The following is a 26,277-nucleotide window of genomic DNA, read 5'->3' on the forward strand; positions in this document are numbered from 1 at the left end:
TCCGGGGGGCGGACACGCGTCATGAGAGGAAACTTGCGCCTAACATAGGGAGAGCGTCCCCCCTTGCCAAGCAGAACAGCACGTCTGGGTTAAGCTTTCGCGCAACCATCAGCCGGCACTGTGGCCGCTGAAAGGCAAGGGCGGCACCGGGGCCGCGCCAATCAGCCCGGCCACGGCCCGCGCCGGCGCCAGGTCGAAGGACGGCAGGAAGCGGGCAAAGGGCGCAACGACCGGCCGCACTTCAACCGCCATTGGCGCCCGGCTATCCCCCGACAAATCAAGGCATTCACCGGCCTGCCACAACGCCGGCTCGGCGGCGAGCGCGGCGCGCATCAGGCTCGGCGGGGTTTTTCCATCGCCCTTCGCCAGCCGCTTCGCCGCTGCTGCGCCGAACGGGGCAATCAACAATGCGCTGCTGCTGTCGTTCAATGTGATGCGCCGGCGGCCATCCCAGACGGTGCCGTCCGTGATGGCAGCGGCGGAGGGCAGGCCGCGCGCCTCGCGGCGCAGGAAGATGCCGGAGCGCCGGGAATCCACAACCGTCCGCGACAATGTGGCGCAAAGAAATCCAGCCCTCAGCCGACCGAACAGAGTCTCGCTGCGGGCCTGATCCGGCAGGAAGGCAATTCCGCCGGCCATGGCCAGCAGGATACGCAACGCATAGACGGCCGCTCGCTCGTCACCTGTGTTCAGCAAAAGCGGATCAAGACGAATGAGCCCGCAGGACAGCCGGGTCGCGAAATCGCCGATCAAACTAGCGGCGGCGAGGCCGAGTTGACTGCGCGCGCGGCCCTCATGCGCGGCCAACGCCAGTGCATCGCCGATGCGCTGTGCACCGTTGCCGTCGGCAAGGGCTGCCCGCATGCGCGGCCGCTCGAAAGCCTCGTCGGCATTGGTCGGGTCGTCGGCCCAGCCGACATTCTCACGCCGCAGGACATCTCGCAGCGCCGCGCGCCGCAACCCGAGAAGCGGCCGCACGATCCACGCGCGAGAGTCATACAGGGTGGCCGGCGCCATGCCGGCAAGTCCCCGGCCTGCCATTTCGGCATGGCCTTGGCCCTCGTCCCGCGCCAATCCTTCTGCGCGCGCTTGCCGCATCAACACCGTCTCCGCCTGGTCATCGGCGGTATGGCCGGTGAGGATCATGCCGACGCCTTCGGCTTGTGCCGCTTCGGACAACAGCCGGTAGCGCGCCTCGCGAGCGGCGGCGGGCAGGCCGGTCGATGGCTTGAGGCCCGACCATGTCAGGATGCGGTGTGAAATTCCGAGTCTGGCGCACAGCTTCGCCACTGCTTGCGCTTCCGCAGCCGAACCGGACCGCAAACCGTGGTCGATCGTCACCGCCAGCAGCTTGGTTGCCGGCGCCGTACGGTCGAGATGGTGTCTGAGAAGAAGGAGCAGGGCGGTCGAGTCGCTGCCGCCGGACACGGCCGCAACAGCGCCGCTGGTAAAATCGATATGCGAAAAAGGGTTAGACGAAAGGTCCGGCTCGGTGTCGAGCATAATGCATGTCGCCCAAAAGTGATCCCGGTTTCAGGACAACGACATGTAGGACAAGGATCAGCAGGCAGCCAGAGCCTTCTCTTGCTTGACGCGTTCCTTGAGCGCACTGGAAATATCAGGGTAGCGCTTGCCGACCTCGCTGAAGGTGGCACAGGCAACATCATGCTGCTTGAGGCCGACCAGCGACACGCCGAGCTTCAGCAACATGTCGGGAGCTTTCTTGGCCTTGGGGTAGTCCTTGCTGGCGGCAAGGAAAGTCTCGGCCGCATCGCGGTATTTCTGCTGGCCGAGCAATGACTCGCCCAGCCAGTAATGCGCGTCCGCCGCCTTCGCATCCCTGGGGAAGCGGGCGATGTGGTCGCGAAAACCCTGCTCGGCGGTGCCGTAGTCGCCCGAGAGGATGAACTGGTATGAGTTGCGGTAAAGCTCCTCCGGGTTGTTGGTGGCGGGCAACGCCGCGACTACCGTGTCGGACTTGCCGGCCTTGGGCGCCGCCCCGGCGACTGGCGCGGTGTCCTGCGCCGGCGCGGTCGATTGTGTGTTGCCGCCGGCATCGATGACATTGCCATTCTTGTCGACGGTGATGGTGCCGAAATTCTTTTCCGGCGCTCCCGTACCGGGAATGACCTTGCCGGGGTCGCCATCGGGAGATTCGACGATGACGTCCTCGACCGTCTTGCCGCCTGCCGATTGGTCGTTGGCGGGCGCGGCGCCGGCATCGGCCGGCGCCCGTATTGCCGGGGCCGCCGCCACGTCGTTGTCGGGGCCGGTGGTGGCGTCCGATTTCTTCTGCGCCGGCGGCTGCCCGCCTTGCGTGCCGCCACCTTCCAGCTGCTGGAAGCGGAATTCATTATCTTCCTGCTGCTTGCGAATCTGCTCCTGCATCTGCAGGACCTGGAAATTGAGTTCCTCGATCTTGCCGTTCATCTGCCGCAGTTGCTCTTCCAGGCTGGTGACAGCGGCAGGATCGGACTGCACCAGCTGAACCTGGTCCGGTTTCTTCTTTTGACCAAAAAACCCCGGCAATTCGATACTGGGAAGATGGAAGGTAAAGCCGCTGTCGGTTGATTGCCCTGTGCCACTAGCCAAGGCGGTGACGCCTGATAGGAGCAGCAGCGCAAGCGTGCCGCTCAGAACCGATCTCAAATGCATGTGCCTCTCGCAGTGATTTCGTTAGCTTGTTCGCGCCTTCCAATCAGAATGGGACCAGCCAAGCGCCCTCGGCTCATAGCAGGAGCCGAGACTTCGGCCAAATTTTGTTTCGAGCATCCGGATATGAAAAAGGCGGCCCCAGGGCCGCCTTTCGCGCAGGTATGTTGCATTTTTACCGCTAGACGGCCGCGCGTTCTTTGACGCGCCGGTCGGCTGCGTGATGCCTCAGGAGCCAGCACCGCTGAGCGTGGTGACCGCGCGGCGATTCTGCGACCAGCAGGAGATGTCGTCGCAAACCGCGACCGGACGTTCCTTGCCGTAGGAAATGGTCTTGAGACGGCTGGCCGAGACGCCCTTGGCGACAAGGAAGTCACGGGTGGCGGCGGCGCGGCGGGCGCCGAGCGCCAGATTGTATTCGCGCGTTCCGCGTTCGTCGGCATGGCCTTCGACGACGATGGCATACTGCTTGTACTGATTCAGCCACTGCGCCTGGCGCGAGAGCGTCGTCTGCGCGTCGGCACGGATCGAGGTCGAGTCCGTATCGAAGAAGATGCGGTCGCCAATGTTGACGGTGAAGTCCTGCGCCGAGCCGGGCGTCGCCGCGCCGGCGCCGTTGAGGCCAAGATCGGCCGCGTTGTTCGGCGTCTTCTTCGAGGCGCAACCGGCGATGGCGAGCATCGCCACCAGCGCGATCATGACCGGGTTTCTGGTAAGTGCTGCGATACGGCCCATGCCGCCTCTCCTTCGTATTTCGAGTGATCTACTTTGAGTGATTTCGTTGATCACCCAGTAACCACGTTTGGGTTAACCGGCATTCAAGAAACACGGTTAAATTTTGGTTTAAGCTGCCCGTCCGCAGCCGTTTCGGCCTGAAGCCACAGTTCACGCGGACCCTAGGCGTAAATACGGCCAAAAGGCGGCCAAGGCATGGAAAAGGGGCCGAAACGGCCCCTTCTCAGCATGTGTGGCAATTCAGCCGAACCTATTCGAGCAGCGGCGACCAGGCCGGGTCCGAAGCGAAGTTCGCCGTTGGGATCGATTGCTCGTTGCGTCCGGTCAGATCGACCGAAACCAGTTTGGGGCCACCGGCGGAATCGCGGAAGAACATCAGCACGCGGCCGTTCGGCGCCCAGGTCGGTCCCTCCTGCTGGAAGCCGGAGGACAGGATGCGCTCTCCCGAGCCGTCGGTCTTCATGACGCCGATCTGGAATTCGCCGCCGGTCTGCTTGGTGAAGGCGATGAGGTCGCCGCGCGGCGACCATACCGGTGTCGAATAGACGCCGTCGCCAAAGGAGATGCGGGTCTGACCAGAGCCGTCGGCGCCCATCACGTAGATCTGTGCGCGGCCGCCACGGTCGGAGGTGAACACCACCTTGCTGCCGTCGGGCGAATAGGACGGCGAGGTGTCGATGGCGGTCGAATTGGTCAGCCTCGTCGTCGAACGGCTGCGCAGGTCCATAGCGAAGATGTTGGAATTGCCGTCGTCGCGCAGCAAGCTCATGATCACCTTCTGGCCGTCGGGCGAAAAGCGCGGCGCAAAGGTCATGCCGGGGAAATTGCCGACCAGTTCGCGCTGCCCCGTTTCGATCTGCAGCAGGTAGACCCGCGGCTGGCCGCTCTCATACGACATGTAGGTGATTTCCTGCCGGTTCGGCGAGAAACGCGGCGTCAGCACGATCGACCTGCCGTCCGAGAGATAGCGCACATTGGCGCCGTCCTGGTCCATGATCGCGAGGCGCTTCTTGCGCGCATTCTTGGCGCCGGATTCGTCGATGAAGACGACGCGGGTGTCGAAATAGCCTTTTTCGCCGGTCAGCCGCTCATAGATGGCGTCGGCGATGATGTGGGCGACACGCCGCTGATTGGCGTCGTTGGCGAAGAACTGCTCGCCGGCCATCTGCTGGCCGGCAAAGGTATCCCACAACCGGTACTGGGCGCGGATGCGGCCGTCGGCTTCTTTGCTGACGCTGCCGGTGACCAGCGCCTGCGCGTTGATCACCTTCCAGTCGTCGAAGCGCGGCGCTGCATCGGGGTTGGTGATCTTCTCGATAAAGGCGCTCTTGTCGATCGGAGCGAACAGACCCGAACGCTTCAAATCGGCGGTGACGATCTGCGAAATCTGAGCCCCAAGCGCGTCGCCGCCCTGGAAATCTGTGATGGCGATCGGCAGCGGCTCGACGTTGCCCTTGTTGACGTTGAGCTCGACCAGCGCCAGCGCCGGCAACGTGCTGGCAGTGGTCATGCCCATCGCCATTGCTGAGACCATCAGGAGCGGCTTGAGGATTGATTTCATGTCTTCTCGCTTCTCGTACTGATTTTCGGATACGCGGGCCGCCTTAGAGGCCCAGCATCTCCCTTGGATCGAAGGTGACGCGGACGTCGGCCCAGATATCCTGCTTGCCGGCGGGAACCTGCAGGCCGGTGACATCGCATTTTTGCACCGCACGAACGGCACTTTCGTCGAACTGGCGGTTTCCGCTCGACGTTTCGACCGCCGGGCGTCCGTCCAGCTTGCCGGAGGCATCCAGGTTGAACCGCACCACGACGACGAAGTTCTCGGAACCTTCAAGGCCCGCGGGAAGAGTCCAGCAGCCACCAAGCTGGCTTTCCAGGGCGCCCATTTCGGACCTGGAAAGCTTCTGGCCCTGATCCTTGTCGCCGCCAAGCGACGCCTGCTGGGTCGAGCGCTTGGCGCCGCCGCCGGATGGTTTCTGCTTGTCGAGGAGCGCGGAGATCTCGTCGGCGTTGAACTGCTTGTCGTCGGACTTCGGCTTCGACGAGGCTTCCTTAACCGGCTTGTCGGCGTTCTTCCGCTCCGGCGCCTTGGCGCTTTCGGCCTGCGCAGGCTGCGGCTTCGGCCGCCCTTCCGGCGCGGGCGCCGAGTCGGGCAGCTGCGTCGCCTCGGCGGGCGGCTCCTGCGCTATGGCTTCAGCGACGGCGTCGGGTTTGACCTCGGGCGTTGGATCGATGGCGGCGGTCTTGTCCTGCGGCGGCGGAGTTGGCGCCGGCTTGGCCGGTGTCGGCTTGGGGTCGGCCTGCTTGACCGGCTCGGGCTTGACCTCTTCCTTGGGCGTTGGCGCCGGCGCCACTTCCGTTGCCGGGGTGGGCTTGGGCTTTTCCTGCGGCTTCGGCACGTCCTCGGGCTTCGGCTTTTCGATCGGGGTCGGCGCGGGCGGCGGAGCCGAGGTCATGTCGACGGGCTTCGGCTTGGCTTCCGGCGTTATCGGCTTGTCGGTGTCGACGCTGTTCTCGCCGACCTTCTGCGCATCCGGAACGATGTCCGGGCGCTGCGTCGGCACGGGTGCCGGCTTTTCGTGCATCACGGCCTTCTTGTCGCCCTGCAACGTCTGCGCAATGGCTTCCATCGGCACGATATCGACCGCGACCGACTCGACGTCGGAGGACGGAAGCGCGGCCGGCGCCGTCAGCGTGAACAAGCCGAAGGTCAGCGCCGCCGCATGCAAGATCACCGATGTGGTGAGGCCGGTCTTCATCGTCTGTCTACTGATCCTGTTCCTGCAATGAAATCAGGCCCATATTCTTGTAGCCAGCGGCCTGGATGAGGGCCATCACCTTCATCGCGGTGCCGTAGTTGGTTAACTTGTCGCCGCGGATGAAGATGCGCTCGTCATAGCCGGTCTTGGAAATCGCCTGCAGCTTGGCCACCAACTCTTCCTGCGGGATTTCGGTCTCCTGCAGGAAAATCTTGCCCGTGGCGTCGATCGTAACCATGATTGGCTGGGTATCGGCATTCATCGCCTTGGCCTGCGTCTCCGGCAGGTCGACCGGCACGCCGACCGTCAGCATTGGTGCGGCGACCATGAAGATGATCAGCAGCACCAGCATCACGTCGACCATCGGCGTGACGTTGATCTCGGACATCAGTGCATGGTGACGGCCGCGCCGCCTGTGGCCGCGCCCGCCGCGTCCTCCCATGCCCATGGACATACCCATCTGCTACTCCTCAGGCCTTGGGGGCCACTTTTTCATCGATTTGGCGCGAGAGTATGGCGGAGAACTCGTCGGAGAACCCTTCCATGCGCACGGCTATCTTGCTCGCGTCGGACGACAGCTTGTTGTAGGCGATGACGGCGGGAATGGCCGCGAGCAGGCCGATGGCCGTCGCCAGCAGCGCTTCGGCGATGCCCGGCGCAACCACGGCGAGACTGGTGTTCTTGGAGCCGGCGATCGCCTGGAACGACGTCATGATGCCGATGACGGTGCCGAACAGCCCGATGAAGGGTGCCGCCGAGCCGGTGGTGGCAAGGAAACCGAGGCGCCCTTCCAGCTTTTCCATCTCGCCGGTCAGCGCCAGGTCCATCGCCTTGTCGATGCGGGTCTGCAGGCCAAGCGGCGACTTGGCGCCCTTCTCGAAACTCTTCTTCCACTCGCGCATGGCGGCGACGAAAATGGCGCCCATGCCGGTGGTCTTGCGGTCGGCGAGCGTGCGGTAAAGCTCCTCCAGCGACTGCCCCGACCAGAACACCTGCTCGAACCGGTTGAGCGCCAGCCGCATGCGGGCATAGGAAACCAGCTTGTCGACGATGATCGCCCAGGTCCAGACCGAGGCGCAGAGCAGGCCGATCATGACCAGCTTGACCACCCAACTTGCCGAAACGAACAGCGACCAAACCGACAATTGCGCGCCCGGGTCGGCGAGTGCGATATTTTCCATCGTTACGTCCTTAAGATTTTCCGGGCGAAGCTGGCGGCTGGCCCCTGGCATCCCTTGTGGTCGGTTCGCACGAAGCTACCGGAACAACCCCAAACTGTGCCGTTATCGGCCTTTTCGGGGCAAATATTGGTGAAAGGAAGGCGTTCGATAACGCCAATCTTCACCAATCTCTTCATGAACCGTTATGGTTAAGGATGGGTTAGTATATAAGGCGCGGCGCATTGCCACGCCCAGTGGCAAGGCACATGCATTCGCCGTCGCTCACAATGAGGCTAGTCAGCCGTCGGCAAGGCCCTGGGCATGAATGCCACCACCCATTCCTTGGGAAAACGCCTTGGGCGGCCATTCTCACCGATGATCGCCGCCTCGACCTTGGCCTCGACCAGCACCTCGTCGCTGCGCTTGAGCTGCTGCGCCATGAAGATGCGCGCGCCGGAAATCTCCTCGGTGCGGGTGTCGACCGTCAGGATGTCATCGATGCGGGCGGGGCCGCGAAAGTCGATCTCCATGCGGCGCACCACCCAGACTATTCTTTCGCCATGCTTGCCGTCGGCAAGCTCTGTGTGGTGCACGCCGGTCAGCCTGAGATAGTCGGAGCGACCGCGTTCGAAGAATTCGAGATAGCGCGCATGGTAGACGACGCCGGAGAAATCGGTGTCGGCATAATAGACCCGCGCCATCAGCCGGTGGCCGAACGCGGTCAGAGCGCCCGAAATGCCGGCCAGCAGCGTCGCCGATTCACCATGATCGCCCATTGCGCTTCCTTTTTCAGCCCCGGCGAGGCACCAGTTTCCCGCGGAACATAACATCGGATGGCACTGTTGACGGCGATGATCAAGAGTTTGACGGCGGCGCTGTTCGTGCTGATGGCTTTGGCGCTGCCTGGCCAGACCGCGACATTCTCGATGAAGCGCGGCCTCAACCTCGACCAATGGGTCACATGGCCCGGCGAAGACCAGTGGGGCGATGCCACGGCCATCCTGCCCTACCCGGAATGGCGGAAATTCCTTGGGGAGAACGACCTCAAGGCACTGAAGGACGCCGGCTTCGATTTCCTGCGCATGCCGGTCGATCCATCGCCCTTTCTGTCCGACCAGACCGTGACCTTGCGTGACGATCTCTATGCCAGCGTGCTGGACTCGGTGCGCATGATCAACCGCGCCGGGCTGAAGGTGGTCGTCGACATGCACCTGATCCCGGCCGGCGGCAGCCGCAAGATCGGCATGGCGCAAGTGATGGACGACCCGCGGACCTTCGACACCTATGTCGAGATGGTCCGCAAGATGGCCCGCACGCTGGCCAGCGAAGATCCCGCCCAGGTCGCCTTCGAGCCGATGAATGAACCGATCGTCGACTGCGACAGCGATGGCACCACCCTGTGGCCGGACCGCCAGCGTAAACTGTTCGCCGCAGCGCGATCGTCGGCGACGAAATTGACCCTGGTGCTGACCGGCGCCTGCTATTCCGCCGCGAGCTCACTGGAGAAGATCGACCCGAAGACGATCCCGGACGACAACGTCATCTGGGCGTTCCACTCCTACGATCCGTTCCTGCTCACCCATCAGGGCGCGACCTGGGCCGGCGACTTCATCCCCTACGTGACCGGCCTGCCTTACCCGCTGAGCGCGGTGCCCAAGGCACAGCTCGACGTGACGCTCGACACCATCCGCGCCAGGATCAAGGCCGAGGCGCCATGGACAAGGCAGAGCGGCCTGCTTGCCTATCTCGACGAACAAGTCGCCAGCATGGACAGCCTCGACAAGCTGCTCGGCTTGATGGATGCGCCGTTCAAAAAGGTCGAGGCATGGGCGAAGGCCAACCGCGTCAAGCCGGAAAACATCACGCTGGGCGAGTTCGGCATGATCCGCCAGGAATATGGCAATTCCTATGTGATGCCCGCCGATTACCGGGCCGCCTATGTCAGGGACATGATCGGGCGTGCCGAAGCACATGGCTTCTCATGGTCGGTGTGGAGTTATGGCGGTGCCTTCGGCATCGTCGACGCCTTCAACGGCGACAAGGCCGAGCCGGTTGTAATGGACGTGATCCGTGGGCTGCGTTGATCGCCCAGCCAAGATCGATCGAGAAGATTCCGGGCGCATTCAAAAACGTACCGACGCAATGCTGAGCCAGGTCCGAGACGACGGGACGGCGCTGGAAAATTACTCTTCCTGGAACAGGTTGATCTGCTGCTGCGCCAGATCTTTCGGCGCGTCGAGGCCGAGATGGCGCCAGGCATTGGCCGTCAGCATGCGGCCGCGCGGCGTGCGCTGGATGAAGCCCTGCTGGATCAGATAGGGCTCGATGATGTCCTCGATGGCATCGCGCGGCTCTGACAGGCCGGCGGCGATCGTCTCGATGCCGACCGGCCCGCCGCCGAAATTGCACGCGATCATGCTGAGATACCGCCGGTCGAGCGCGTCGAGGCCGAGCGCATCGACCTCCAGCCGAGTGAGCGCCTCGTCGGCGATCTTGCGGTCGACATGGCCGTCGCCGGCCACCGAGGCGAAATCGCGCACACGGCGCAAGAGCCGGCCGGCGATGCGTGGCGTGCCGCGCGCACGCCGCGCGATCTCCAGCGCACCGTCATCGCCGAGCGGCATTTGCAGGATGCGCGCGCCGCGCCGCACGATCTGCTCCAGCTCCTCGACCGTGTAGAAATTGAGTCGCACCGGAATGCCGAAACGATCGCGCAGCGGGTTGGTGAGCAGTCCAAGCCGGGTGGTGGCGGCGACGAGCGTGAAGCGGGCGAGGTCGATCTTGACCGAACGCGCCGCCGGTCCTTCGCCGATGATCAGGTCGAGCTGGAAATCCTCCATCGCCGGATAGAGGATCTCCTCCACCGCCGGGCTCAGCCGATGGATCTCGTCGATGAACAGCACGTCGCCTTCCTCGAGATTGGTCAGCAGCGCGGCAAGATCGCCGGCCTTGGCGATGACCGGGCCGGAGGTCGAGCGGAAATTGACGCCGAGCTCACGCGCCATGATCTGCGCCAGCGTCGTCTTGCCCAGACCGGGTGGCCCGACGAACAGTACGTGGTCGAGTGCCTCGTTGCGGCCCTTGGCGGCCTCGATGAACACTTTGAGATTGGCCCGCACCGCCGCCTGGCCGACGAAATCGTCGAGCGTCTGCGGCCGCAAGGTCTGCTCGGCATCCTCGCCGCGTTTTTCCGGCGCAATCAGGCGGGGCGACAGGCTCATGCGAGCAGTTCCATACTGGCAATGGACTTGGCGGCCCGCTGATCGAACGTGACTGTATGCGAGCAACCCAGATTTCGATTGTGCTCGGCGATCAGCGCATCGGCAAAATCTACCTGCGGCAAATTTGATCTTTCGAGCGCAATCACGATGGCATCGAAATCTTCGAACAACAGTGTCTTGACCTTCAACAGTCTCTGGATTGCCGCCTGCATCTGCTCTTTCGGTAGTCTGTAGCGCGAAATCAACGACCAGCTGAATTCCACCAGCACGATCAAGCTGACGAAGCCGGGAGCATCGTCGCTGAGGCCTTCGCCGAATGCGAGGGCTTTCGCCCGTTGCTCTGCATCGTCGTTCAGCACCATTCGAAGCAGAACGTTCGTATCAATGCCGATCGACGTCACTCGTCGCCCTCTCGTCCGCCTTGCGATCCGTCTCCGACAACATGCCTACCAACTGCATCCCGCACCGCGAGGTCGATTTCCTCCAGTGACGCCGGACCGCCGGGCGGATCGCCCAGAAATCCGGCGAGGTCCGCAAAGTCGAGATTGCGCGGCGTTCCAATCAGGTAGCCATCCATGACCGTCCAGGCGATCATGTCACCCGTTTTGAGTGACAGCGCATCCCGGACATCTTTTGGAATTGTAAGCTGACCCTTCGAGGTCAGACTGGCGTAAGCACCCATTTTCTTACTTTCTAAGAAATTTCCTACCAATCCTATGATAGTTGGAATTTTCTTTTCCAACAACCATATCACTGCGCCAGTTCCTTCAGCCCGAAGCGGATCAGCTTCGGCGCATCGGCATCCTCGCCCGCCGTCTTCAGCGCCGCCGCCACAGCATTGGCGGCGGTGTCGCGCGAATAGCCAAGATTGACCAGCGCCGAGACCGCGTCGGTTATCGGCGCGGATGCCACGCCGTCGCCGAGCTCCTGTTTCAGGCCGATGGTGCCCGAGGCGGTGCCGGCATAGGCCGGCGCCTTGTTCTTCAATTCGGTGACGATGCGCTCGGCCACTTTCTTGCCGACGCCGGGCGCGCGCGAAACCATGGCGATGTCGCGCAGCGCAATGGCGTTGGCGAGATCCGCCGGCGCCAGCGTCGACAGGATGGCCAGCGCCACCTTGGCGCCGACGCCCGGCACATTGTTCATCAGCAACCGGAACCACTCGCGCTCGAGCTGCGACTGGAAGCCGTAGAGACGCAGCATGTCCTCGCGCACATAGGTCTCGATGAACAGCACCACCGCTTCGCCGGGCGAAGGCAGCGCGGCCAGCGTGCGCGCCGAGCAATAGGCGACATAGCCGACGCCATGGATATCGACGAGACAATGGTCCTCGTCGACCTCGTCGAGCGTACCCTTGAGCTTGCCGATCATGCCAGACCTTTCATGGAAGATGGGCTCTCATGGGTGCGTCTCAGGAGAGATGATGTCGAGCTCCGGGAAGTAACTGCGGTAACGCGCGGCGTCGCGGGTCAAAAGACGATGTCCAGCGACGGTCGCGTGAGCGCCGATAAAGAAATCGGGCAAGGTTCTTTCCCTGATGCCACCGGCCCGGCGATAGCGGGAATGCGTGACGCCGGCAAGGAATGCCGCGTCCCAAGGTACAAGTTCGCGATCCATCTCAAGCATGTCGACTGCTTTTCGAAGCGCCGTTTCCGTCGCTATCAGTGGCGCGAGTTCGGACCAAATGATGGTGTTGACCACCAAGGCTCCATCACGGCGGCAGGAAGCAATCGCCGACGCCGACCATGTTGTCAGCGGTCCGGCCGGTCCCCAGACGTCGATCAGGACATTTGTGTCAATCAACGTCGAGATCTTCACGCGGCCCCCTCAACCACTCCATGTACTGATCGGTGGTCATGCCTCCCAGATCCAACGTCCCCTCCATCCGGTCGAGGACATCGCTGAACCTGCGCAATTTGTCTTCCTGGGAGAGGTTCTCGTTGACGGCAACCAGCCGAACGCCCTCGTCGGTGGCCACAAACTCCACCTCGGAGCCCGGGGCGATGCCCAGACGGTCCCTTATCGGCTTGGGGATTGTAACTTGCCCCTTGGTGGTCACGCGCATGGTAATACCTCTGCGGTATTACTTATCCCTGCAACGTGAACAAGTCAAGAACATAGCTAGCCGGCCAGCGCCATCCTGTAGGCCACGCTTTGCCGATGATGCGCGTGGCAGATGGCGATGGCCAGCGCGTCGGCGGCATGTTCGGTGTCGAAGACGGCTTTTGGCAACAGCACCTTCACCATCATGTGGATCTGCTTCTTGTCGCCATGACCAACGCCGATCACCGCCTTCTTGACGGCGTTGGGCGCATATTCGGCAACGACGAGACCGGCACGCGCCGGCACCAGCATGGCGATGCCACGTGCCTGGCCGAGCTTCAGCGTCGCCACGGCGTCCTTGTTGACGAAGGTCTGTTCGACCGCCGCCTCGTGCGGCATCGCGCTGTGCAGGATATCCGCCAGCCCGTCATGCAGCTGGCACAGCCGCGTTGCCAGCGCCGCCTTGTCGTCGGACTTCACAGTGCCTGAAGCAATAAAGCGCAGCGAATTGCCGAGGCTTTCGACGATACCCCAGCCGGTGCGCCGAAGCCCCGGATCGATACCGATGATGCGAATCGCTTCCGCCATTTGCCGACTTTACCTCCGGCCCACAGCGATGCCAGCGAAATGTGAACAAACCGGAAACAGAAAGACAGACCGAGGTCTAACCCCGAGCGAAAGCCGTGTTGAGCAGGCTGATCTGGTCGGAAACCGGATTGAGGCGGCGCGCCATCGGTTGCATGTCGACCAAGGCGCCCGAGCCATAGATCTCGTCGTCCATGCGGCGCACCAGTGCTTGCAGGCGCAGCGAGCGGGTGACGAGGTCGAGGAAATCCTCGGGCAGCTCGGCCCAGCCGGTGGCTTCGTCATGGGCGGAAGCGGTGTCGAGGCGCACCTTGGACTTTTCCGACGCGACCTGGTCGCGGGTCATCTCGCCGGAATTGGCGGCGCGCTGCAAAAGCAGCCAGGACGCAACCTGCATCAGCCTGGTGGTCAGCCGCATCGATTCGGCCGCATAGAGCGTGGCGCCCAGCCGCGACAGTTTCTTTGCCTCGGCCCGGCCCTTGCCGTCGAGATATTCGGCGGCCTGTTCGACCAGGCCCATGCCTTCCTGGTAAAGCGGCTTGAAGGATTGCGAGAAAACCCGGCGCTCCGCCAGCTTGACGGTTTTCGCACTGCCCTTCGAAGGCTCGTTCATTGATACGCCCCTGCACTTGCAACCGGCCGATTCGGCTCCCTGCCGATACACCCGGAACCCTATCTGACTGAAGCTTGAAAATGCGCTTCGTCACTGGCGAAGGCAAGCACATGTTTAACAGAAGGTTAACGGCGAGCCGCCATTGGGCGGCCCCCGCCGAGATGCGGACAAAAAGGGAAATGAAGACAAAAAAAGAGCCGCGGATAAGGCGGCTCTCAGGAGTTTAACAGGGAGGCGTCAAACAAAGTGGCTCCAACCACTCGGTATGAATCCAGATCACTGGATGAACATAGTAAACACCTGTAAAGCTTAATGAAGCCTTAACGGCGCGGATGTTTTTTGACCGAACGCCGCCATACTGTGCCGTAACAGCACAGCATCTCCTACGTCAGGCTAGCTCAGGCTGTCCTCCAGACGGCGGGCAAGGCGATGAAGGCAAACAACAGCATGGCCGCGTAGAAGCCCATCGAGGAGGCCGCCACCAGCGGTTCGATCGCGGCATTGCCGGCAAGCAGGAAATAGAGGCCGATCAGCAGGCCGATACCGCTGATTGCGGTCAGCCAGAAATGAACGGTAGCGAGCGTCTTCTTCCCGATTGCCGGAAACAAATGGTAGAAGAAGGCGAAGACCGCCGACATCAGCCATCCGGCCACCATCGTGTGGGCGTGGGTCGGCATCTGTCCGTGATCCTGGCTGATCGCCATGTACAGGCCGAGCGCCATGCCGCACAGCGAATAGATGATGGCCAGCGTGAAGAAATTCCGTGCTATCCCTTGCATAATGGTCCCCCGAATTGCCTTTTCCCGTTTGCGGGAATGGGTTGATCGTCAGGCGATTGTTGTCGCCACCGGGCTCCCGGCATTGGCGCACTAGCATCGGCAACGTATCCGGACGATGTCGCGCCAACCCCTCCCGACATCCGTATATTAGCAGAAAATCAGATAGTGCATTCACAATCTCGGCGACTTCGTAAGTTGAGGGCAGGCTGAAACAGAGCCGAATTTTTCCCGACATCGTACCGAAACAGGCACCACGCAAAACGCCCGCTCCTCTGACGGCCGGCGCAAATCAGCCCAGCCGCAAACCTGACCGAACACTGCAGGAACAACCCATGGACTGGTACTCGATCGTCAAATTCCTCCACGTCACTACCGCCATTCTGTGGGTCGGAGGCGGCTTCGTGCTGTTCCTGCTGGGCATGCTTGCCGAGCGGGCGGGCAACATCGAGGAAAAACTGCAGGCAATGCGCGCCAGCGGTCAGCTGGGCGGCAGGTTCTTCGCGCCGATGTCGATGCTGACGCTGATTTTCGGCCTCATCATGTGCTGGTTCTGGGTCGGCTTCTCCGACCTATGGATCCTCATCGGCCTGGCCGGCTACGCCACGACCTTTTCGATCGGCATGTTGATCTTCAAGCCGACGGGCGAGCGCATGGGCGAGATGATCGCCAAGGAGGGCGTCACACCGGCTGTTCTTGCCATCGGTCAGCGCATGATGAGCGCGGCACGCTTCGACTATGCGGTGATGCTGGTGATCATCGCCGACATGGTGCTCAAGCCGACCGCGCATGATATCGGCATCCTCGCCGGCATGGTGCTGGTCGTCGTGGCCGGCGCCACACTGGCCTTTGGCGGCAACCGTCGCCTCGTGCCGAGCGCCGCGTGACCCCCGGATAAACAGGGCGGCTGCGCGGCCGCCTTTCTACATCAAGCCAGCGATGCCGTCCCAAAGCAGCTTCAGCGCCACGACCGCGACGGTTGCGTAGGTGAAGGGATAGAATGTTTCCGGGCGCATCCGTCGCACCAGCCACGCCCCGGCGATGGTCGACAGCGGCGCCAGCGGCATCAGCACCGCCGACGCCGTCAGGTTGGCGGTGTCGAACTGGCCGAGCGCGAAATAGGGCACGAGCTTCAGCGCATTGGTGGCGGCAAAGAAGATCGCCGCCGTGCCCGACAACACCTTCGGGTCGAGCCGGATCGGCAAGGCATAGACCTGGAAGGGCGGGCCGCCGACATGGGCGACGAAACTGGTGAACCCGGCGACCGTGCCCCAGACCGCGGCGGCCACGCGGTTGGGCGCCGCCGCGTGATCGGCGCCATGGCGGAACTGCAGATAGAGCCAGCGCAGGACGAAGATGATGGCGACGGCGCCGACGATCAGCCGCACCGCCTCTTCGGTGACGAATGCCGCCGTCAGCCAGCCGAGACCAATGCCGATGACGGCGCCCGGCATCATGTCGACCAGCATCCTGCGGTCATAGACACCCCACCATGTCCACACCGATACGATGTCCATCAGGCACAGGATCGGCAGCAGGATGGCGGCCGCCTGCACCGGCGGCATGGTCAGCGCCATCAGCGGCACACCGACGAAGCCCACAGCGCCGCCGAACCCGCCCTTGGACAGGCCGACCAGAATGACCGCCGGAAGGGCAGCCGCATAGAACCACGGATCGAGAAGCAGGCCGGACATGGGAGGGGACTGGTCTGGAGGGAAGCGTATCGACGCTTGAATAGCCCAGAATCCCGAGCGGAGCGACAGCAAATATCGGCATGGCCGCCCCATCCGTTGGCTGACGGCGGCCTGTGCCTATCGACGGGCCGAGACCAGCAGGAACATCGGCCGCTCTAGTTCCTCGGCCAGTTCGGGTTTGGCCGCGATCTGCGCATCGGTCGGGCGGAACTCCTCGACATCGCCGATTGTGAAGCCGGACCGGATCAGAGCGTTGAGAGTGGTGCCGATCGTGCGGTGATGTTTCACGACACCCTTGGCCAGCCAGTTGGTGCTGCGCGGTCCTTCCACTAGATACTGGTCGACAGGCCATGTCTTGCGGCCCTCGGCATCGATCGCCCAGCCGGGATTGGTGGGTGCCATGAAGATCGGATGTTCCGTCGAAAAAACGAAATGCCCGCCAGGCGCCAGGGCCTGATGCACGGTCCCGAACAGATGCGACACATCCTCGACATAGTGCAAGGCGAGCGAGCTGTAGACGAGATCGAAGCTGGCTTCCGGCAGGCTGAGCCGATCGAGATCGGCCGTCTCATAGTCTATGCCCGCATCCGGGCCGGCGGCCCTTGCCCGGGCAAGCATCTTCTCCGACAGATCCAGGCCAAGCACCTGCGCCGCCCCATGCTCGCGGGCCCAGCGGCAGAACCAGCCGAAGCCGCAGCCGAGATCGACGACCCTCAAGCCGCCGACATCGGGCAGCATGGCGCGCAGTGCCGCCCACTCGGCGGCACCCTCCAGCCCTTCGACCGAACGGCCGAGCTGGCTGTAGCCTGCGAAGAAATCCTCACGGTCGTATATGTTCTGCGCCATGGTTCCGGCCTCGTTTGGGCCGGCACACTAACCAACCGGCCACCGGCTTTCCACCAACTCGATCAGGATGCCTGCAAGACCTTTGCCCTGTCGCGCGGTGAAGCTGCATCGAGCGGCGGTGGACGCCGCCGGATCGGCTGCGCCTTGATGATGGCGGTGCTTGTCTCGGCCTTGTCTGCGATACGGTCGAGAATCCCGTCGAGATCGCCGATCGAACGCACGAACAGCCGGGCGACGAAACAGTCATCGCCCGTCACCTTGTCGCATTCGCCGAATTCGGGGATGTCCTCGATCAGCTTCTGGACGATGTGCAGCTTGCCCGGCAAAGGCCGGATGCGCACGATCGCCTGCAAGGTATAGCCGAGCGCCAGCGGATCGATCTCGACGGTGAATGCGCGGATGACGCCGCGCTCCTCGAGCCGTCGCAGCCGCTCCGAAACGCTTGGCGACGACAGTCCGACCTGGGCGGCCAGCTCCTTCAGCGAGGTTCGCGCATCCTTGACCAGGATTTCAAGGAGATTTCGGTCGAGATCGTCCAGCATCTTTTTTCTTTCCCCGATAATTTGGAGTTTCTCCTAATATAATTAGGCCAACAGGCCATACACCCTTTCCAATCAGATGGAAAGCTTCGCGGCAGCATGAGATTATTGCGGCTCAACCGATACGGAGGTTTGTTGTGAACGAGACAGTACGCGGCACGGTCGAAATGTCCGCCGCAATGGCCATCCTGGGAACGATCGGATGGTTCGTCGTCCTGTCCGGCCAGCCGATCATGGATGTGGTGTTCTGGCGTTGCGCTTTCGGCGCGATGACGCTGCTCATCATCTGCGCCGGGCTGGGATTGCTGCGCAACAAGCTGTCGCTGCGCATCATCGGCATCGCCGCGCTCGGCGGTGTCGCAATCGTCGTCAACTGGCTGCTGCTGTTCAGCGCATTCTCGCGCGCGTCGATCTCGATCGCCACCGCTGTCTACAACACGCAGCCCTTCATGCTGGTCGGCTTCGGTGCGCTTTTCTTCGCCGAACGGCTGACCCTGACCAAGCTGACCTGGCTGGCCATCGCCTTCGCCGGCATGGTGCTGATCGTGCAGTCGGCCCCCGACGCCGGTGATGTTGGCACGGACTATTTTACCGGCATCGTCATGGCATTGGGCGCGGCTTTCTTTTGGGCCGTTGCCGCCATCGTCACCAAGAAGCTCAAGGGCACGCCACCGCACCTGATCGCGCTGATCCAGGTCTGCGTCGGCGTCGTCATGCTGGCGCCTTTCGCCAATCTTGCAGAGCTTCCGGCCGATGCCTGGAGCTGGACCATGCTGGCGACGCTCGGCATCGTCCATACCGGCCTGATGTACATACTGATGTACGGCGCCATCCAGAAGCTGCCGACGCATCTGCAGGGATCGCTGTCCTTCATCTATCCCGTCGTCGCCATACTGGTCGATGTCGTCGCCTTCGGCCATCGGCTGCATCTGAGTCAGGTCGTCGGCGCCACCGCCATCCTGATCGCCGCCGCCGGCATGAATCTCGGCTGGACGCTGTGGAAGGGCAAACCGCCCGTGGCGAGCCCGCACCCGATCAAATGAAGCGCCCCGCCGGCTGCCCGGCGGGTCAAACATCGCGATCCCGGCTGCCCGCCTGTTCAAAGCGGGCACTTTGCTCTATGCCGCAATCCAACCATCTTCGCCCGGCATAGGCGAGACGCGGGACCCGAAGAACCATGAATGAAGCAACGCCCCCCAATCGCTGTCGCATCGTGCTGATCGCGCCGTCCGGCGTGCCGGCTGCCCGAATCGCCGCGGCATTCGATGGCGGCGATGTCGCTTCGCTGATCCTGCCCGAGAACGGCATGGATGAAGCCTCCTTCCAGGCTTTCGCCGAACAGATCGTGCCAGCAGCGCAAGCCGCCGGCGTTGCTGTCATCATCGCCGGCGACACCCGCATAGCCGGCCGCGTCCAGGCCGACGGCATCCATGTCGAGGTCTCCAAGGCCGAGCTCGCCGAGACGATCGAGCATTTCCAGGCAAAGATGATGGTCGGCACCGGAGGCGCCAAGACGCGTGACGACGCGCTCGAGCTTGGCGAGACGCGGCCAGACTACATCTTCTTCGGCCGCTTCGGCTACGACAACAAGCCCGAACCGCACCCGCGCAACCTGTCGCTCGGCGCATGGTGGGCGGATATGATCCAAATCCCGTGCATCGTCATGGCCGGATCCGACATCGCCTCGGTCGAAGCCGTGGGCGCCACCGGTGCCGAATTCGTGGCGCTGTCGAGCGCCGTGTTCGCCGACGGCACCGATCCTAGGACAGCGGTCGCCAGCGCCAACGCGCTGCTCGACGAAACCGCGCCACGCTTCGAGGACTGACGTGCCCTCGGCGAGGCTTCCCCTCCAGGCCCTGCTTGCGATGCTGATGGTCCAGGCAGCGGCCGCGGAGACCATCCCGCTGCCGCAGCCCAAGCCGGAAATCGGCGTGCACACCGACAAGCCGATCGACAAGCCGCTGCCGCAGCCCGCCACCACGGCAGAACCGGCGCCGCTGCCGTCGGCCGACACGGTCAATCCCGACCGCTTCGGCGCAAAACCCGCCGACGCGGCCTATGGCGCCTTCCAGCGCGGTCTCTACAAGACAGCTTACAATTTGGCATTGGTCCGGGCGCAAAACGGCGATCCGGCGGCGCAGACCTTGGTGGCCGAGATCCTGTCGCGGGGGCTCGGTGTACCGGTCAATTCGGCGCAGGCGGCGAAATGGTACGCGCTGGCCGCCGAACAGGGTGTGCCGGAATCGCAGTTCCAGTATGCGCTGATGCTGCTCGACGGCCGCTATGTCAAAAAGGATGGAAAAGAAGCCTACGCCCTGATGCAGGCCGCCGCCGAAGCCGGCAACCGGCTGGCGCAATTCAATTTCGCGCAGATGCTGGTCCAGCAGGACCCCGGCGATGCCGGCATGGCCAAGGCGGTCTCCTACTATGAGCGCGCCGCCGCGACCGGCCTCGCGGACGCGCAATATGCGATGTCGCAGATCTACGCCAATGGCGTCGGCGGCAAGCCACGCGACGACGCCCAGGCAAGGCGCCTGCTGGCGCAGGCAGCCAGGCAGAACTACGACACCGCGCAGATCGATCTCGCCGCCTGGATGATCGAAGGCCGCGGCGGTGCGCGCGACCTGAAATCCGCCTTCGGCTGGATGAAGCAGGCGGCGGAAGGCGGCAATGTCGCCGCCCAGAACCGCCTGGCCAAGCTCTATATGCAAGGCATCGGCACCGATCCGGACCTTGTGCTTGCCGGCGCCTGGTACGTCGTCGCCCGTCGTGCCGGCCTCATCGACCCACAGATGGACGACTTCCTGCAGGGGCTGGACGACGACCAGACCAAGCAGGCGCTGCAGAAGGCCAACCGGCTGCCTTGACGGCGGTTCTCGCGGTCATTGCAAGTGTAACCTCGGCTCCCCTCGCCTGGCACCGACCTGCCCGCTCCCTTGCCTCTTCTGGCGATTTGTGGTCTTGGGAGCCCGAAATCGCTTTCCCAGCGAACATCCCATACCGACGGCGTGGCCGTTGGCATCATTCCGGATCATCTCATCATGGCCAAGATCAATGGCAACGAAATCCGTCCCGGCTATGTCATCGAGCATGATGGCGGCCTTTGGGTGGCGGTCAGGACCAACACCGTCAAGCCCGGCAAGGGCGGCGCCTACAATCAGGTCGAACTGAAGAACCTCATCAACGGCACCAAACTCAACGAGCGCTTCCGCTCGGCCGAGACCGTCGAACAGATCCGGCTCAACCTGAAGGATTTTTCCTTCCTCTACGCGCAGGAAGACGCACTGGTGTTCATGGACACCCAGAGCTACGAGCAGCTCGAATTGAACAAGGACTTCGTCGGCGATCGCGCCGCCTTCCTGCAGGACGGCATGATGGTGACGGTCCAGCTCTACGAAGAGCGGCCGATCGGCATTTCGCTGCCCGACTATGTGACGCTGACCATCACCGAGGCCGACCCGGTGGTGAAGGGTCAGACGGCGGCATCGTCCTACAAGCCGGCGATCCTGGAGAACGGCATCCGCGTCCTGGTGCCGCCCTTCATCGGCGCCGGCGAGCGCATCATCGTCGACACCAACGAAATCACTTACGTGCGCCGCGCCGACTGACGCATGTCGCCCCAAAGTGGCCTCGGTTCTGGGTCACCGACATGCATCGAGGCGGAGTTTAAAGCGCAGCACCGGGAAAAAGCACTATGGCACGCTCAGCCCTTCTCAACGTCATGGTCCAGGCCGCAATGAAGGCCGGCCGCTCGCTGTCGCGCGACTTCGGCGAGGTGCAGAACCTGCAGGTCTCGATGAAAGGCCCCGGCGACTATGTCAGCCAGGCCGACCGCAAGGCAGAGGACATCGTCTTTGCCGAACTGTCCAAGGCTCGGCCCGGCTATTCCTTCCTGATGGAAGAGCGCGGCGTGGTCGAAGGCGACGACGGCCAGCATCGCTGGATCGTTGACCCGCTCGACGGCACCACCAATTTCCTGCACGGCATTCCGCTCTTTGCCGTTTCGATCGCGCTGGAGCGCCAGGGCCAGATCATCGCCGGCGTCATCTACAATCCGGCGATGGACGAACTCTACACCTGCGAACGCGGCGGCGGCGCCTTCATGAACGACCGCCGCTTGCGCGTCGCTGGCCGCATCAAGCTGGTCGACACCGTGATCGGCTGCGGCATGCCGCATCTCGGCCGCGGCCACCATGGCAATTTCCTCGTCGAACTGCGCAACGTCATGGCCGAGGTTTCCGGCGTCCGCCGCCTCGGCTCCGCCTCGCTCGATCTCGCCTATGTCGCCGCCGGCCGCATGGATGGCTTCTGGGAAACCGGCCTGTCGGCCTGGGACATCGCCGCCGGGCTGCTTTTGATCCGCGAGGCAGGCGGCTTCGTCTCCGACATGGACGGCGGCCAGGACATGCTCGATAACGGTTCGGTCGTCGCCGGCAACGAGGTCATCCAGCGCGCTTTGCTGAAGGTCGTGAAGAAGCCGCTCTCCTCCCGCTGACAGCCACGCCGCGCGGATGCGCCGCAGTCGCAAAACCGCAATGGAAGCTTGAAATACTGCCCGGCATGCGCCCAAATTGGAGGGCGCGGTGCAGGAACCCGGCTTAGTGAGAGACAACGAACCTTACCCCGATATCCCGTTCATCGGACGCTGGCACTATTCGCGTGCCGAGATGATCGCAGACGGTATCGTCCACGCGGTCGGCATCGTGCTGGCGATATCGGCCGGTTCGGCACTGCTGGCGCTGGCGGCGTTCCGTGTCGGACCGGGCGAATACATCGCCGCCGCCTTCTACGTGGTTTCGCTGCTCACCGTGCTCTCGGTGTCGATGACCTACAATCTGTGGCCGGTGTCGTCGCCGGCAAAATGGGTGTTGCGGCGTTTCGACCACGCCGCGATCTATCTGCTGATCGCCGCGACCTACACGCCTTTCCTGGCGCAGCTCGAAGGCTCGCCGCTGGCGCGCTGGATGATCGTGCTGGTCTGGACCGCGGCAGTGCTGGGCATTGCCATCAAGGTGTTCTTTCCCGGCCGTTTCGACCGGCTGGCGATCGGCTTCTATCTCGCCATCGGCTGGAGCGGCATCATCCTGGTCAAGCCGCTTGTCCAGACACTGCCGACGACATCGATAGCGCTGATCGTCGCCGGCGGCATCGTCTATTCCTGCGGCGTCATCTTCTTCGCCTGGAAGGGGCTGCGCTTCCACAACGCGCTGTGGCACGGTTTCGTCGTCACCGGCGCCGGCCTGCATCTGGCCGCCATGGTTGACTGTCTGGTCATCAATCGCCTCTGACACTATCGACGCGGCAATATTGCCAAGCGCCATTCAATTTGGTCACAATTCCGTTTAGAGTCGCGGTTTACGTGATCGGCGGCGGCATCGGAAACGGGGCACGGATGGCTTTTCTCAGATCCTTCGGCATGGGCAGACGTTCTGATGTCCTGATCTACGACCCGCATAAACTATCGAGCCCGCAGGTCTTTTTGCTGACCATGGTGATCTTCCTGGTCATCGTCGCCTTCATCGCCGCCATTCTGACCCGACAAATCTCGACCGCCTTTGGCAGCAATCCCGGCCTCAATGGCCTGATCGTCGGCGTGCTGGTGGTCGGCATCCTTTTGGCCTTCGCCCAGGTCGGGCGACTGTTTCGCGAGGTGCGCTGGGTCAACTCCTTCCGTGCCGGCTCTGAGACGACAGAACCGGTGCTGCTGGCGCCGATGAAGGCGATGATCGGCCGTTCCTCGGCGATGGCCTTCTCGACCAGTTCGATGCGCACCATGCTCGATTCCATCGCCACCCGCCTCGACGAAAGCCGCGACACCTCGCGCTATCTCGTCGGCCTGCTGGTGTTCCTCGGCCTGCTCGGCACCTTCTGGGGCCTGTTGAACACCATCGGCTCGATCCGCGAGACCATCGAATCGCTCGATCCCGGCACCGGTGACGCCGCCGCGGTGCTCGATTCCCTGAAGCAGGGGCTTTCCGCGCCGCTGGCCGGCATGGGCACGGCCTTCTCGTCCTCGCTGTTCGGCCTCTCCGGCTCGCTGGTGCTCGGCTTCCTCGACCTGCAGGCCGGCCGCGCCCAGACGCGCTTCTACACCGAACTGGAAAACTGGCTGTCCTCGGTGACCGACCTGTCGTCGGACATCGTAGTCGCCGACCCAGCCAAGACCGAATCCTCCGACGAGATCCGGGTGCTGTCCGAACGGCTGCGCAGCATGCAGGAGAATGGCGGCGGCTCCAACCCGCGCGTCGCCACCGCCATGGCCAATCTCGCCGACGGCATTTCCGGCCTGGTCAAGAACATGCGCTCGGAACAGCAGATCATGCGCGACTGGGTCGAGGCCCAGTCCGACGAGCAGAAGGCGATGCGCAACACGCTGGAAAAGATCGCCGATGCCTTGAAGAAGCCCGGGGTGCACTGAAGTGGCACTCGCCAGGGGCCGGCGCACCGATCGCCGCATCGACTACTGGCCGGGCTTCGTCGACGCGCTGTCGACGCTGCTTTTGGCGATTATGTTCCTGCTCACGGTCTTCGTGCTGGCGCAGTTCCTGCTGGGACGCGAAATCTCCGGCAAGGATACGGCACTCTCGCGCCTCAACTCCCAGATCAACGAACTGACGCAGCTGCTGGCGCTGGAGCGCTCGACGGCGCAGGACAAGGATGACTCGCTGGCCAATCTGCAGGCATCGCTGTCGGCGGCGGAAGCGGAAAGGAGCCGGCTCCAGCAATTGCTGGCGCAAGGTGCGGGCGCCGGCGACGCCGCCAACCAGCGCGCCGCGGCGCTCGGCGGCGAACTCGACAGCCAGCGCCAGATCAGCCAGCAGGCACTGAGCCAGGTCGAGATCCTCAACCAGCAGATCGCGGCACTGCGCAAGCAGATCGGCGCGCTCGAGGATGCGCTCAACGTCTCCGAAATCCGCGACCGCGATTCAAACACCAAGATCGCCGACCTCGGCCGTCGCCTCAACGTCGCACTGGCACAGCGCGTGCAGGAGTTGAACCGCTACCGCTCCGACTTTTTCGGCCGCTTGCGCGAAATCCTCGCCGACCGCGAGAACATCCGCATCGTCGGCGACCGCTTCGTCTTCCAGTCGGAAGTGCTGTTCCCGACCGGCTCCGAGGTGATCAACGATGCCGGCAAGGTCGAGATGAAGAAGCTCGCCGACGCCATCATCGAGTTGCAGAAGGAAATCCCGCCCGAGATCAACTGGGTGCTGCGCGTCGACGGCCACACCGACAACAAGCCGCTCTCCGGCGCCGGCCGCTACCGCGACAATTGGGAACTGTCGACGGCCCGTTCGACCTCGGTGGTGAAATTCCTGATCGAAAACGGCGTGCCTGCCAACCGGCTCGTCGCCGCCGGTTTCGGTGAGTTCCAGCCGCTCGATCCCGCCGACACCGAAGAGGCGCGCAACAAGAACCGCCGTATTGAACTGAAGCTCACCGAACGTTGATCCATCATCACGCGAACTCACGCGAACTTGTTCGTCGGCTCAACTCTAGGGCGCATATCGAGGCCGGCAAGGCCTGAAAAGATTATCTTTTTTTAATTACACATTGTCGCAGGGCGGTCCTAGCTTGCCGCCCGGGCCGAGAACCGCCGGCGATGAACCCCCCTCATCGCGACGCGACGGAACCGGACGGCCCAAGGCCGGAAGGCAGGCGGACAACCGCCGCTTTCCTCTACAAGAGGAGACGCGTGATGCGCTCTTTCAAGACCTCGCTTAGAACTGCTACACTCACGGCGTTCCTCATCGCCGTTCCGCTTGCCGGTGCCTATGCCGCGGGCCATCACAAGGGCGCTCTCGACGCGACCGATCCGACCGACATGACTGGCCCGCGTGTCGAGGCGCTTATCGCACAGGTGCAGGGCGTCCGGCAGGGCATCGTGGACGCAAGACAGGCCAACAACATCACCCCGGCCGTGGCGGAACGCCTGGAAATGCGCACGGCCTACATCGGTCAAACGGCCGAGAAAGTCGCCGCGTCCTATCATGGCAGGATACCGGCCGCGCAATACCATGACCTGTTGCGTCGTCTCGACAATGTCGACCAGCGGTTGATGATCGATACCGGCAGTGGTTTCCTGATCGGCGACGGCGCCGACGGCGGCAATTACCCGAACGGCTAAACGGTCCAAGAGGACGGCTGAAACGGTCCAAGAGGAAGGGACCGCCTGACGCCTTCGGGGGCCTCCCGCGGGCGTCCTTTTTACCAGCCGAGCCACACCGCGATCAGGGCAGCCGCCGCCGGCACGGTCTGGATGAACAGGATCTTGCGCCCGACCGTTGCCGCGCCATAGAGGCCGGCAATGGCCACGCAAGCCAGAAAGAAGACTTTGACCTGGAAACCGGCCGCACCAAGGTATAACCCCCAGATGAGCCCGGCGGCGAGGAACCCGTTGTAGAGTCCCTGATTGGCGGCGAGCACTTTCGAGGCACTGGCGAATTCCCGGGTCAGGTTGAAAGCCTTGTGTCCGCGCGGCGTGTCCCACAGCACCATCTCCAGATAGACGATGTAGGCATGGATCAAGGCCACCAGCCCGACCAGGATGTTGCCGATCATTTTTTCCCCCCTTGATGTGTTGCCGGCAGCATTTCATGCGCGGCCTCGCCTGCGCAAGGTGCATCTGCTGGACGGCGTCTGAGGGTTGC

Annotated in this window: 32 protein-coding genes; 11 read left to right on the forward strand and 21 right to left on the reverse strand. The window is 63.2% G+C overall.

What is annotated here, in order from left to right; genetic code table 11:
- Positions 1 to 108 precede the first annotated feature (108 nt).
- The 8 genes from tilS to ybgC form a co-directional block, all read right to left on the reverse strand.
- Entirely contained in the window at positions 109 to 1,503 is a 1,395-nt protein-coding gene (gene tilS, locus NKJ37_RS04590) for a tRNA lysidine(34) synthetase TilS (protein WP_128305348.1), read from the reverse strand.
- A 57-nt stretch (positions 1,504 to 1,560) separates the two neighbouring features.
- On the reverse strand, positions 1,561 to 2,655 hold the full coding sequence (gene ybgF / locus NKJ37_RS04595) for a tol-pal system protein YbgF (protein ID WP_128305347.1): 1,095 nt from the start codon (positions 2,653 to 2,655) through the stop codon (positions 1,561 to 1,563).
- Positions 2,656 to 2,880: 225 nt separating this feature from the next.
- Positions 2,881 to 3,387 (reverse strand): peptidoglycan-associated lipoprotein Pal, encoded by a 507-nt coding sequence (gene pal, locus NKJ37_RS04600; protein ID WP_013529149.1) that lies wholly within the window; start codon positions 3,385 to 3,387, stop codon positions 2,881 to 2,883.
- A 250-nt stretch (positions 3,388 to 3,637) separates the two neighbouring features.
- The gene (gene tolB, locus NKJ37_RS04605; protein WP_502895187.1) at positions 3,638 to 4,921 is read right to left on the reverse strand and encodes a Tol-Pal system beta propeller repeat protein TolB; all 1,284 of its coding nucleotides are present in this window, start codon (positions 4,919 to 4,921) and stop codon (positions 3,638 to 3,640) included.
- 70 nt (positions 4,922 to 4,991) lie between these two features.
- Entirely contained in the window at positions 4,992 to 6,149 is a 1,158-nt protein-coding gene (gene tolA, locus NKJ37_RS04610) for a cell envelope integrity protein TolA (RefSeq protein ID WP_352772930.1), read from the reverse strand.
- Positions 6,150 to 6,156: 7 nt separating this feature from the next.
- Positions 6,157 to 6,609, reverse strand: a complete 453-nt coding sequence (gene tolR, locus NKJ37_RS04615) for a protein TolR (protein ID WP_352750569.1) — start codon at positions 6,607 to 6,609, stop codon at positions 6,157 to 6,159.
- 10 nt (positions 6,610 to 6,619) lie between these two features.
- Positions 6,620 to 7,330 (reverse strand): protein TolQ, encoded by a 711-nt coding sequence (gene tolQ / locus NKJ37_RS04620; protein ID WP_352772933.1) that lies wholly within the window; start codon positions 7,328 to 7,330, stop codon positions 6,620 to 6,622.
- 272 nt (positions 7,331 to 7,602) lie between these two features.
- A complete protein-coding gene (ybgC, locus tag NKJ37_RS04625; RefSeq protein ID WP_352772936.1) occupies positions 7,603 to 8,085 on the reverse strand; it encodes a tol-pal system-associated acyl-CoA thioesterase in 483 nt (160 codons plus the stop codon).
- Between the two features lie 57 nt (positions 8,086 to 8,142).
- On the opposite strand from ybgC, the gene NKJ37_RS04630 reads away from it, so the two are divergent.
- A complete protein-coding gene (locus NKJ37_RS04630) occupies positions 8,143 to 9,393 on the forward strand; it encodes a glycoside hydrolase family 5 protein (RefSeq protein ID WP_352772938.1) in 1,251 nt (416 codons plus the stop codon).
- A gap of 99 nt (positions 9,394 to 9,492) precedes the next feature.
- Here NKJ37_RS04630 and ruvB read toward each other — a convergent pair whose 3' ends face one another.
- From ruvB to NKJ37_RS04675, 9 genes are all read right to left on the reverse strand, one after another.
- Positions 9,493 to 10,530 (reverse strand): Holliday junction branch migration DNA helicase RuvB, encoded by a 1,038-nt coding sequence (ruvB, locus tag NKJ37_RS04635; RefSeq protein ID WP_352772941.1) that lies wholly within the window; start codon positions 10,528 to 10,530, stop codon positions 9,493 to 9,495.
- The gene (locus tag NKJ37_RS04640; protein ID WP_127296186.1) at positions 10,527 to 10,931 is read right to left on the reverse strand and encodes a type II toxin-antitoxin system VapC family toxin; all 405 of its coding nucleotides are present in this window, start codon (positions 10,929 to 10,931) and stop codon (positions 10,527 to 10,529) included. The genes ruvB and NKJ37_RS04640 overlap by 4 nt, the downstream gene beginning before the upstream one ends.
- Positions 10,928 to 11,272, reverse strand: coding sequence for an AbrB/MazE/SpoVT family DNA-binding domain-containing protein (locus tag NKJ37_RS04645; RefSeq protein WP_352772943.1), 345 nt, complete (start codon positions 11,270 to 11,272; stop codon positions 10,928 to 10,930). Before NKJ37_RS04645 ends, NKJ37_RS04640 begins: the two co-directional genes overlap by 4 nt.
- 8 nt (positions 11,273 to 11,280) lie before the next feature.
- Positions 11,281 to 11,901, reverse strand: a complete 621-nt coding sequence (gene ruvA / locus NKJ37_RS04650; protein WP_023811848.1) for a Holliday junction branch migration protein RuvA — start codon at positions 11,899 to 11,901, stop codon at positions 11,281 to 11,283.
- 27 nt (positions 11,902 to 11,928) lie between these two features.
- Positions 11,929 to 12,348, reverse strand: coding sequence for a type II toxin-antitoxin system VapC family toxin (locus NKJ37_RS04655; protein ID WP_023811847.1), 420 nt, complete (start codon positions 12,346 to 12,348; stop codon positions 11,929 to 11,931).
- Positions 12,326 to 12,595 carry an AbrB/MazE/SpoVT family DNA-binding domain-containing protein gene (locus NKJ37_RS04660; RefSeq protein ID WP_023811846.1) on the reverse strand — a complete coding sequence of 90 codons (270 nt, stop codon included), beginning with the start codon at positions 12,593 to 12,595 and terminating at the stop codon, positions 12,326 to 12,328. Before NKJ37_RS04660 ends, NKJ37_RS04655 begins: the two co-directional genes overlap by 23 nt.
- Before the next feature lie 56 nt (positions 12,596 to 12,651).
- The gene (gene ruvC, locus NKJ37_RS04665) at positions 12,652 to 13,161 is read right to left on the reverse strand and encodes a crossover junction endodeoxyribonuclease RuvC (RefSeq protein ID WP_127296188.1); all 510 of its coding nucleotides are present in this window, start codon (positions 13,159 to 13,161) and stop codon (positions 12,652 to 12,654) included.
- 76 nt (positions 13,162 to 13,237) lie between these two features.
- Positions 13,238 to 13,771, reverse strand: coding sequence for a protease adaptor protein RcdA (gene rcdA, locus NKJ37_RS04670; protein ID WP_352678064.1), 534 nt, complete (start codon positions 13,769 to 13,771; stop codon positions 13,238 to 13,240).
- Positions 13,772 to 14,169: 398 nt separating this feature from the next.
- On the reverse strand, positions 14,170 to 14,550 hold the full coding sequence (locus NKJ37_RS04675) for a hypothetical protein (protein WP_352772947.1): 381 nt from the start codon (positions 14,548 to 14,550) through the stop codon (positions 14,170 to 14,172).
- 332 nt (positions 14,551 to 14,882) lie between these two features.
- On the opposite strand from NKJ37_RS04675, the gene NKJ37_RS04680 reads away from it, so the two are divergent.
- Positions 14,883 to 15,434 (forward strand): DUF2269 family protein, encoded by a 552-nt coding sequence (locus tag NKJ37_RS04680; RefSeq protein WP_352554254.1) that lies wholly within the window; start codon positions 14,883 to 14,885, stop codon positions 15,432 to 15,434.
- A 36-nt stretch (positions 15,435 to 15,470) separates the two neighbouring features.
- On the opposite strand, the gene NKJ37_RS04685 is transcribed toward NKJ37_RS04680, so the two are convergent.
- From NKJ37_RS04685 to NKJ37_RS04695, 3 genes are all read right to left on the reverse strand, one after another.
- Entirely contained in the window at positions 15,471 to 16,241 is a 771-nt protein-coding gene (locus tag NKJ37_RS04685) for a sulfite exporter TauE/SafE family protein (protein WP_352772950.1), read from the reverse strand.
- A gap of 117 nt (positions 16,242 to 16,358) precedes the next feature.
- The gene (locus tag NKJ37_RS04690; RefSeq protein WP_352772953.1) at positions 16,359 to 17,087 is read right to left on the reverse strand and encodes a class I SAM-dependent methyltransferase; all 729 of its coding nucleotides are present in this window, start codon (positions 17,085 to 17,087) and stop codon (positions 16,359 to 16,361) included.
- Between the two features lie 62 nt (positions 17,088 to 17,149).
- Complete coding sequence (locus NKJ37_RS04695; RefSeq protein ID WP_127296193.1) at positions 17,150 to 17,629, reverse strand: Lrp/AsnC family transcriptional regulator; 480 nt, start codon at positions 17,627 to 17,629, stop codon at positions 17,150 to 17,152.
- A gap of 134 nt (positions 17,630 to 17,763) precedes the next feature.
- Between NKJ37_RS04695 and NKJ37_RS04700 the strand changes: the two genes are divergently transcribed.
- From NKJ37_RS04700 to NKJ37_RS04740, 9 genes are all read left to right on the forward strand, one after another.
- Positions 17,764 to 18,669: a DMT family transporter gene (locus NKJ37_RS04700; protein WP_352772956.1), complete on the forward strand. Its 906-nt coding sequence runs from the start codon at positions 17,764 to 17,766 to the stop codon at positions 18,667 to 18,669.
- A gap of 134 nt (positions 18,670 to 18,803) precedes the next feature.
- Entirely contained in the window at positions 18,804 to 19,451 is a 648-nt protein-coding gene (locus NKJ37_RS04705; RefSeq protein ID WP_352772959.1) for a thiamine phosphate synthase, read from the forward strand.
- A 1-nt stretch (position 19,452) separates the two neighbouring features.
- A complete protein-coding gene (locus NKJ37_RS04710; protein ID WP_352554257.1) occupies positions 19,453 to 20,493 on the forward strand; it encodes a tetratricopeptide repeat protein in 1,041 nt (346 codons plus the stop codon).
- 174 nt (positions 20,494 to 20,667) lie between these two features.
- Positions 20,668 to 21,234 (forward strand): elongation factor P, encoded by a 567-nt coding sequence (gene efp, locus NKJ37_RS04715; protein WP_352611396.1) that lies wholly within the window; start codon positions 20,668 to 20,670, stop codon positions 21,232 to 21,234.
- Between the two features lie 86 nt (positions 21,235 to 21,320).
- The gene (locus tag NKJ37_RS04720; RefSeq protein ID WP_352772961.1) at positions 21,321 to 22,121 is read left to right on the forward strand and encodes an inositol monophosphatase family protein; all 801 of its coding nucleotides are present in this window, start codon (positions 21,321 to 21,323) and stop codon (positions 22,119 to 22,121) included.
- A gap of 106 nt (positions 22,122 to 22,227) precedes the next feature.
- Complete coding sequence (gene trhA, locus NKJ37_RS04725; RefSeq protein WP_164780293.1) at positions 22,228 to 22,914, forward strand: PAQR family membrane homeostasis protein TrhA; 687 nt, start codon at positions 22,228 to 22,230, stop codon at positions 22,912 to 22,914.
- A 104-nt stretch (positions 22,915 to 23,018) separates the two neighbouring features.
- Entirely contained in the window at positions 23,019 to 24,044 is a 1,026-nt protein-coding gene (locus tag NKJ37_RS04730; protein ID WP_013529124.1) for a MotA/TolQ/ExbB proton channel family protein, read from the forward strand.
- A 1-nt stretch (position 24,045) separates the two neighbouring features.
- On the forward strand, positions 24,046 to 25,077 hold the full coding sequence (locus NKJ37_RS04735) for a peptidoglycan -binding protein (RefSeq protein WP_023811834.1): 1,032 nt from the start codon (positions 24,046 to 24,048) through the stop codon (positions 25,075 to 25,077).
- A gap of 248 nt (positions 25,078 to 25,325) precedes the next feature.
- A complete protein-coding gene (locus tag NKJ37_RS04740; RefSeq protein ID WP_352772964.1) occupies positions 25,326 to 25,754 on the forward strand; it encodes a hypothetical protein in 429 nt (142 codons plus the stop codon).
- An 80-nt stretch (positions 25,755 to 25,834) separates the two neighbouring features.
- On the opposite strand, the gene NKJ37_RS04745 is transcribed toward NKJ37_RS04740, so the two are convergent.
- The gene (locus tag NKJ37_RS04745) at positions 25,835 to 26,188 is read right to left on the reverse strand and encodes a DUF1304 domain-containing protein (RefSeq protein WP_352554260.1); all 354 of its coding nucleotides are present in this window, start codon (positions 26,186 to 26,188) and stop codon (positions 25,835 to 25,837) included.
- Positions 26,189 to 26,277: the final 89 nt, after the last annotated feature.

The sequence above is a fragment of the Mesorhizobium sp. M0140 genome (assembly GCF_040322475.1).
Taxonomy (GTDB): Bacteria; Pseudomonadota; Alphaproteobacteria; order Rhizobiales; family Rhizobiaceae; genus Mesorhizobium.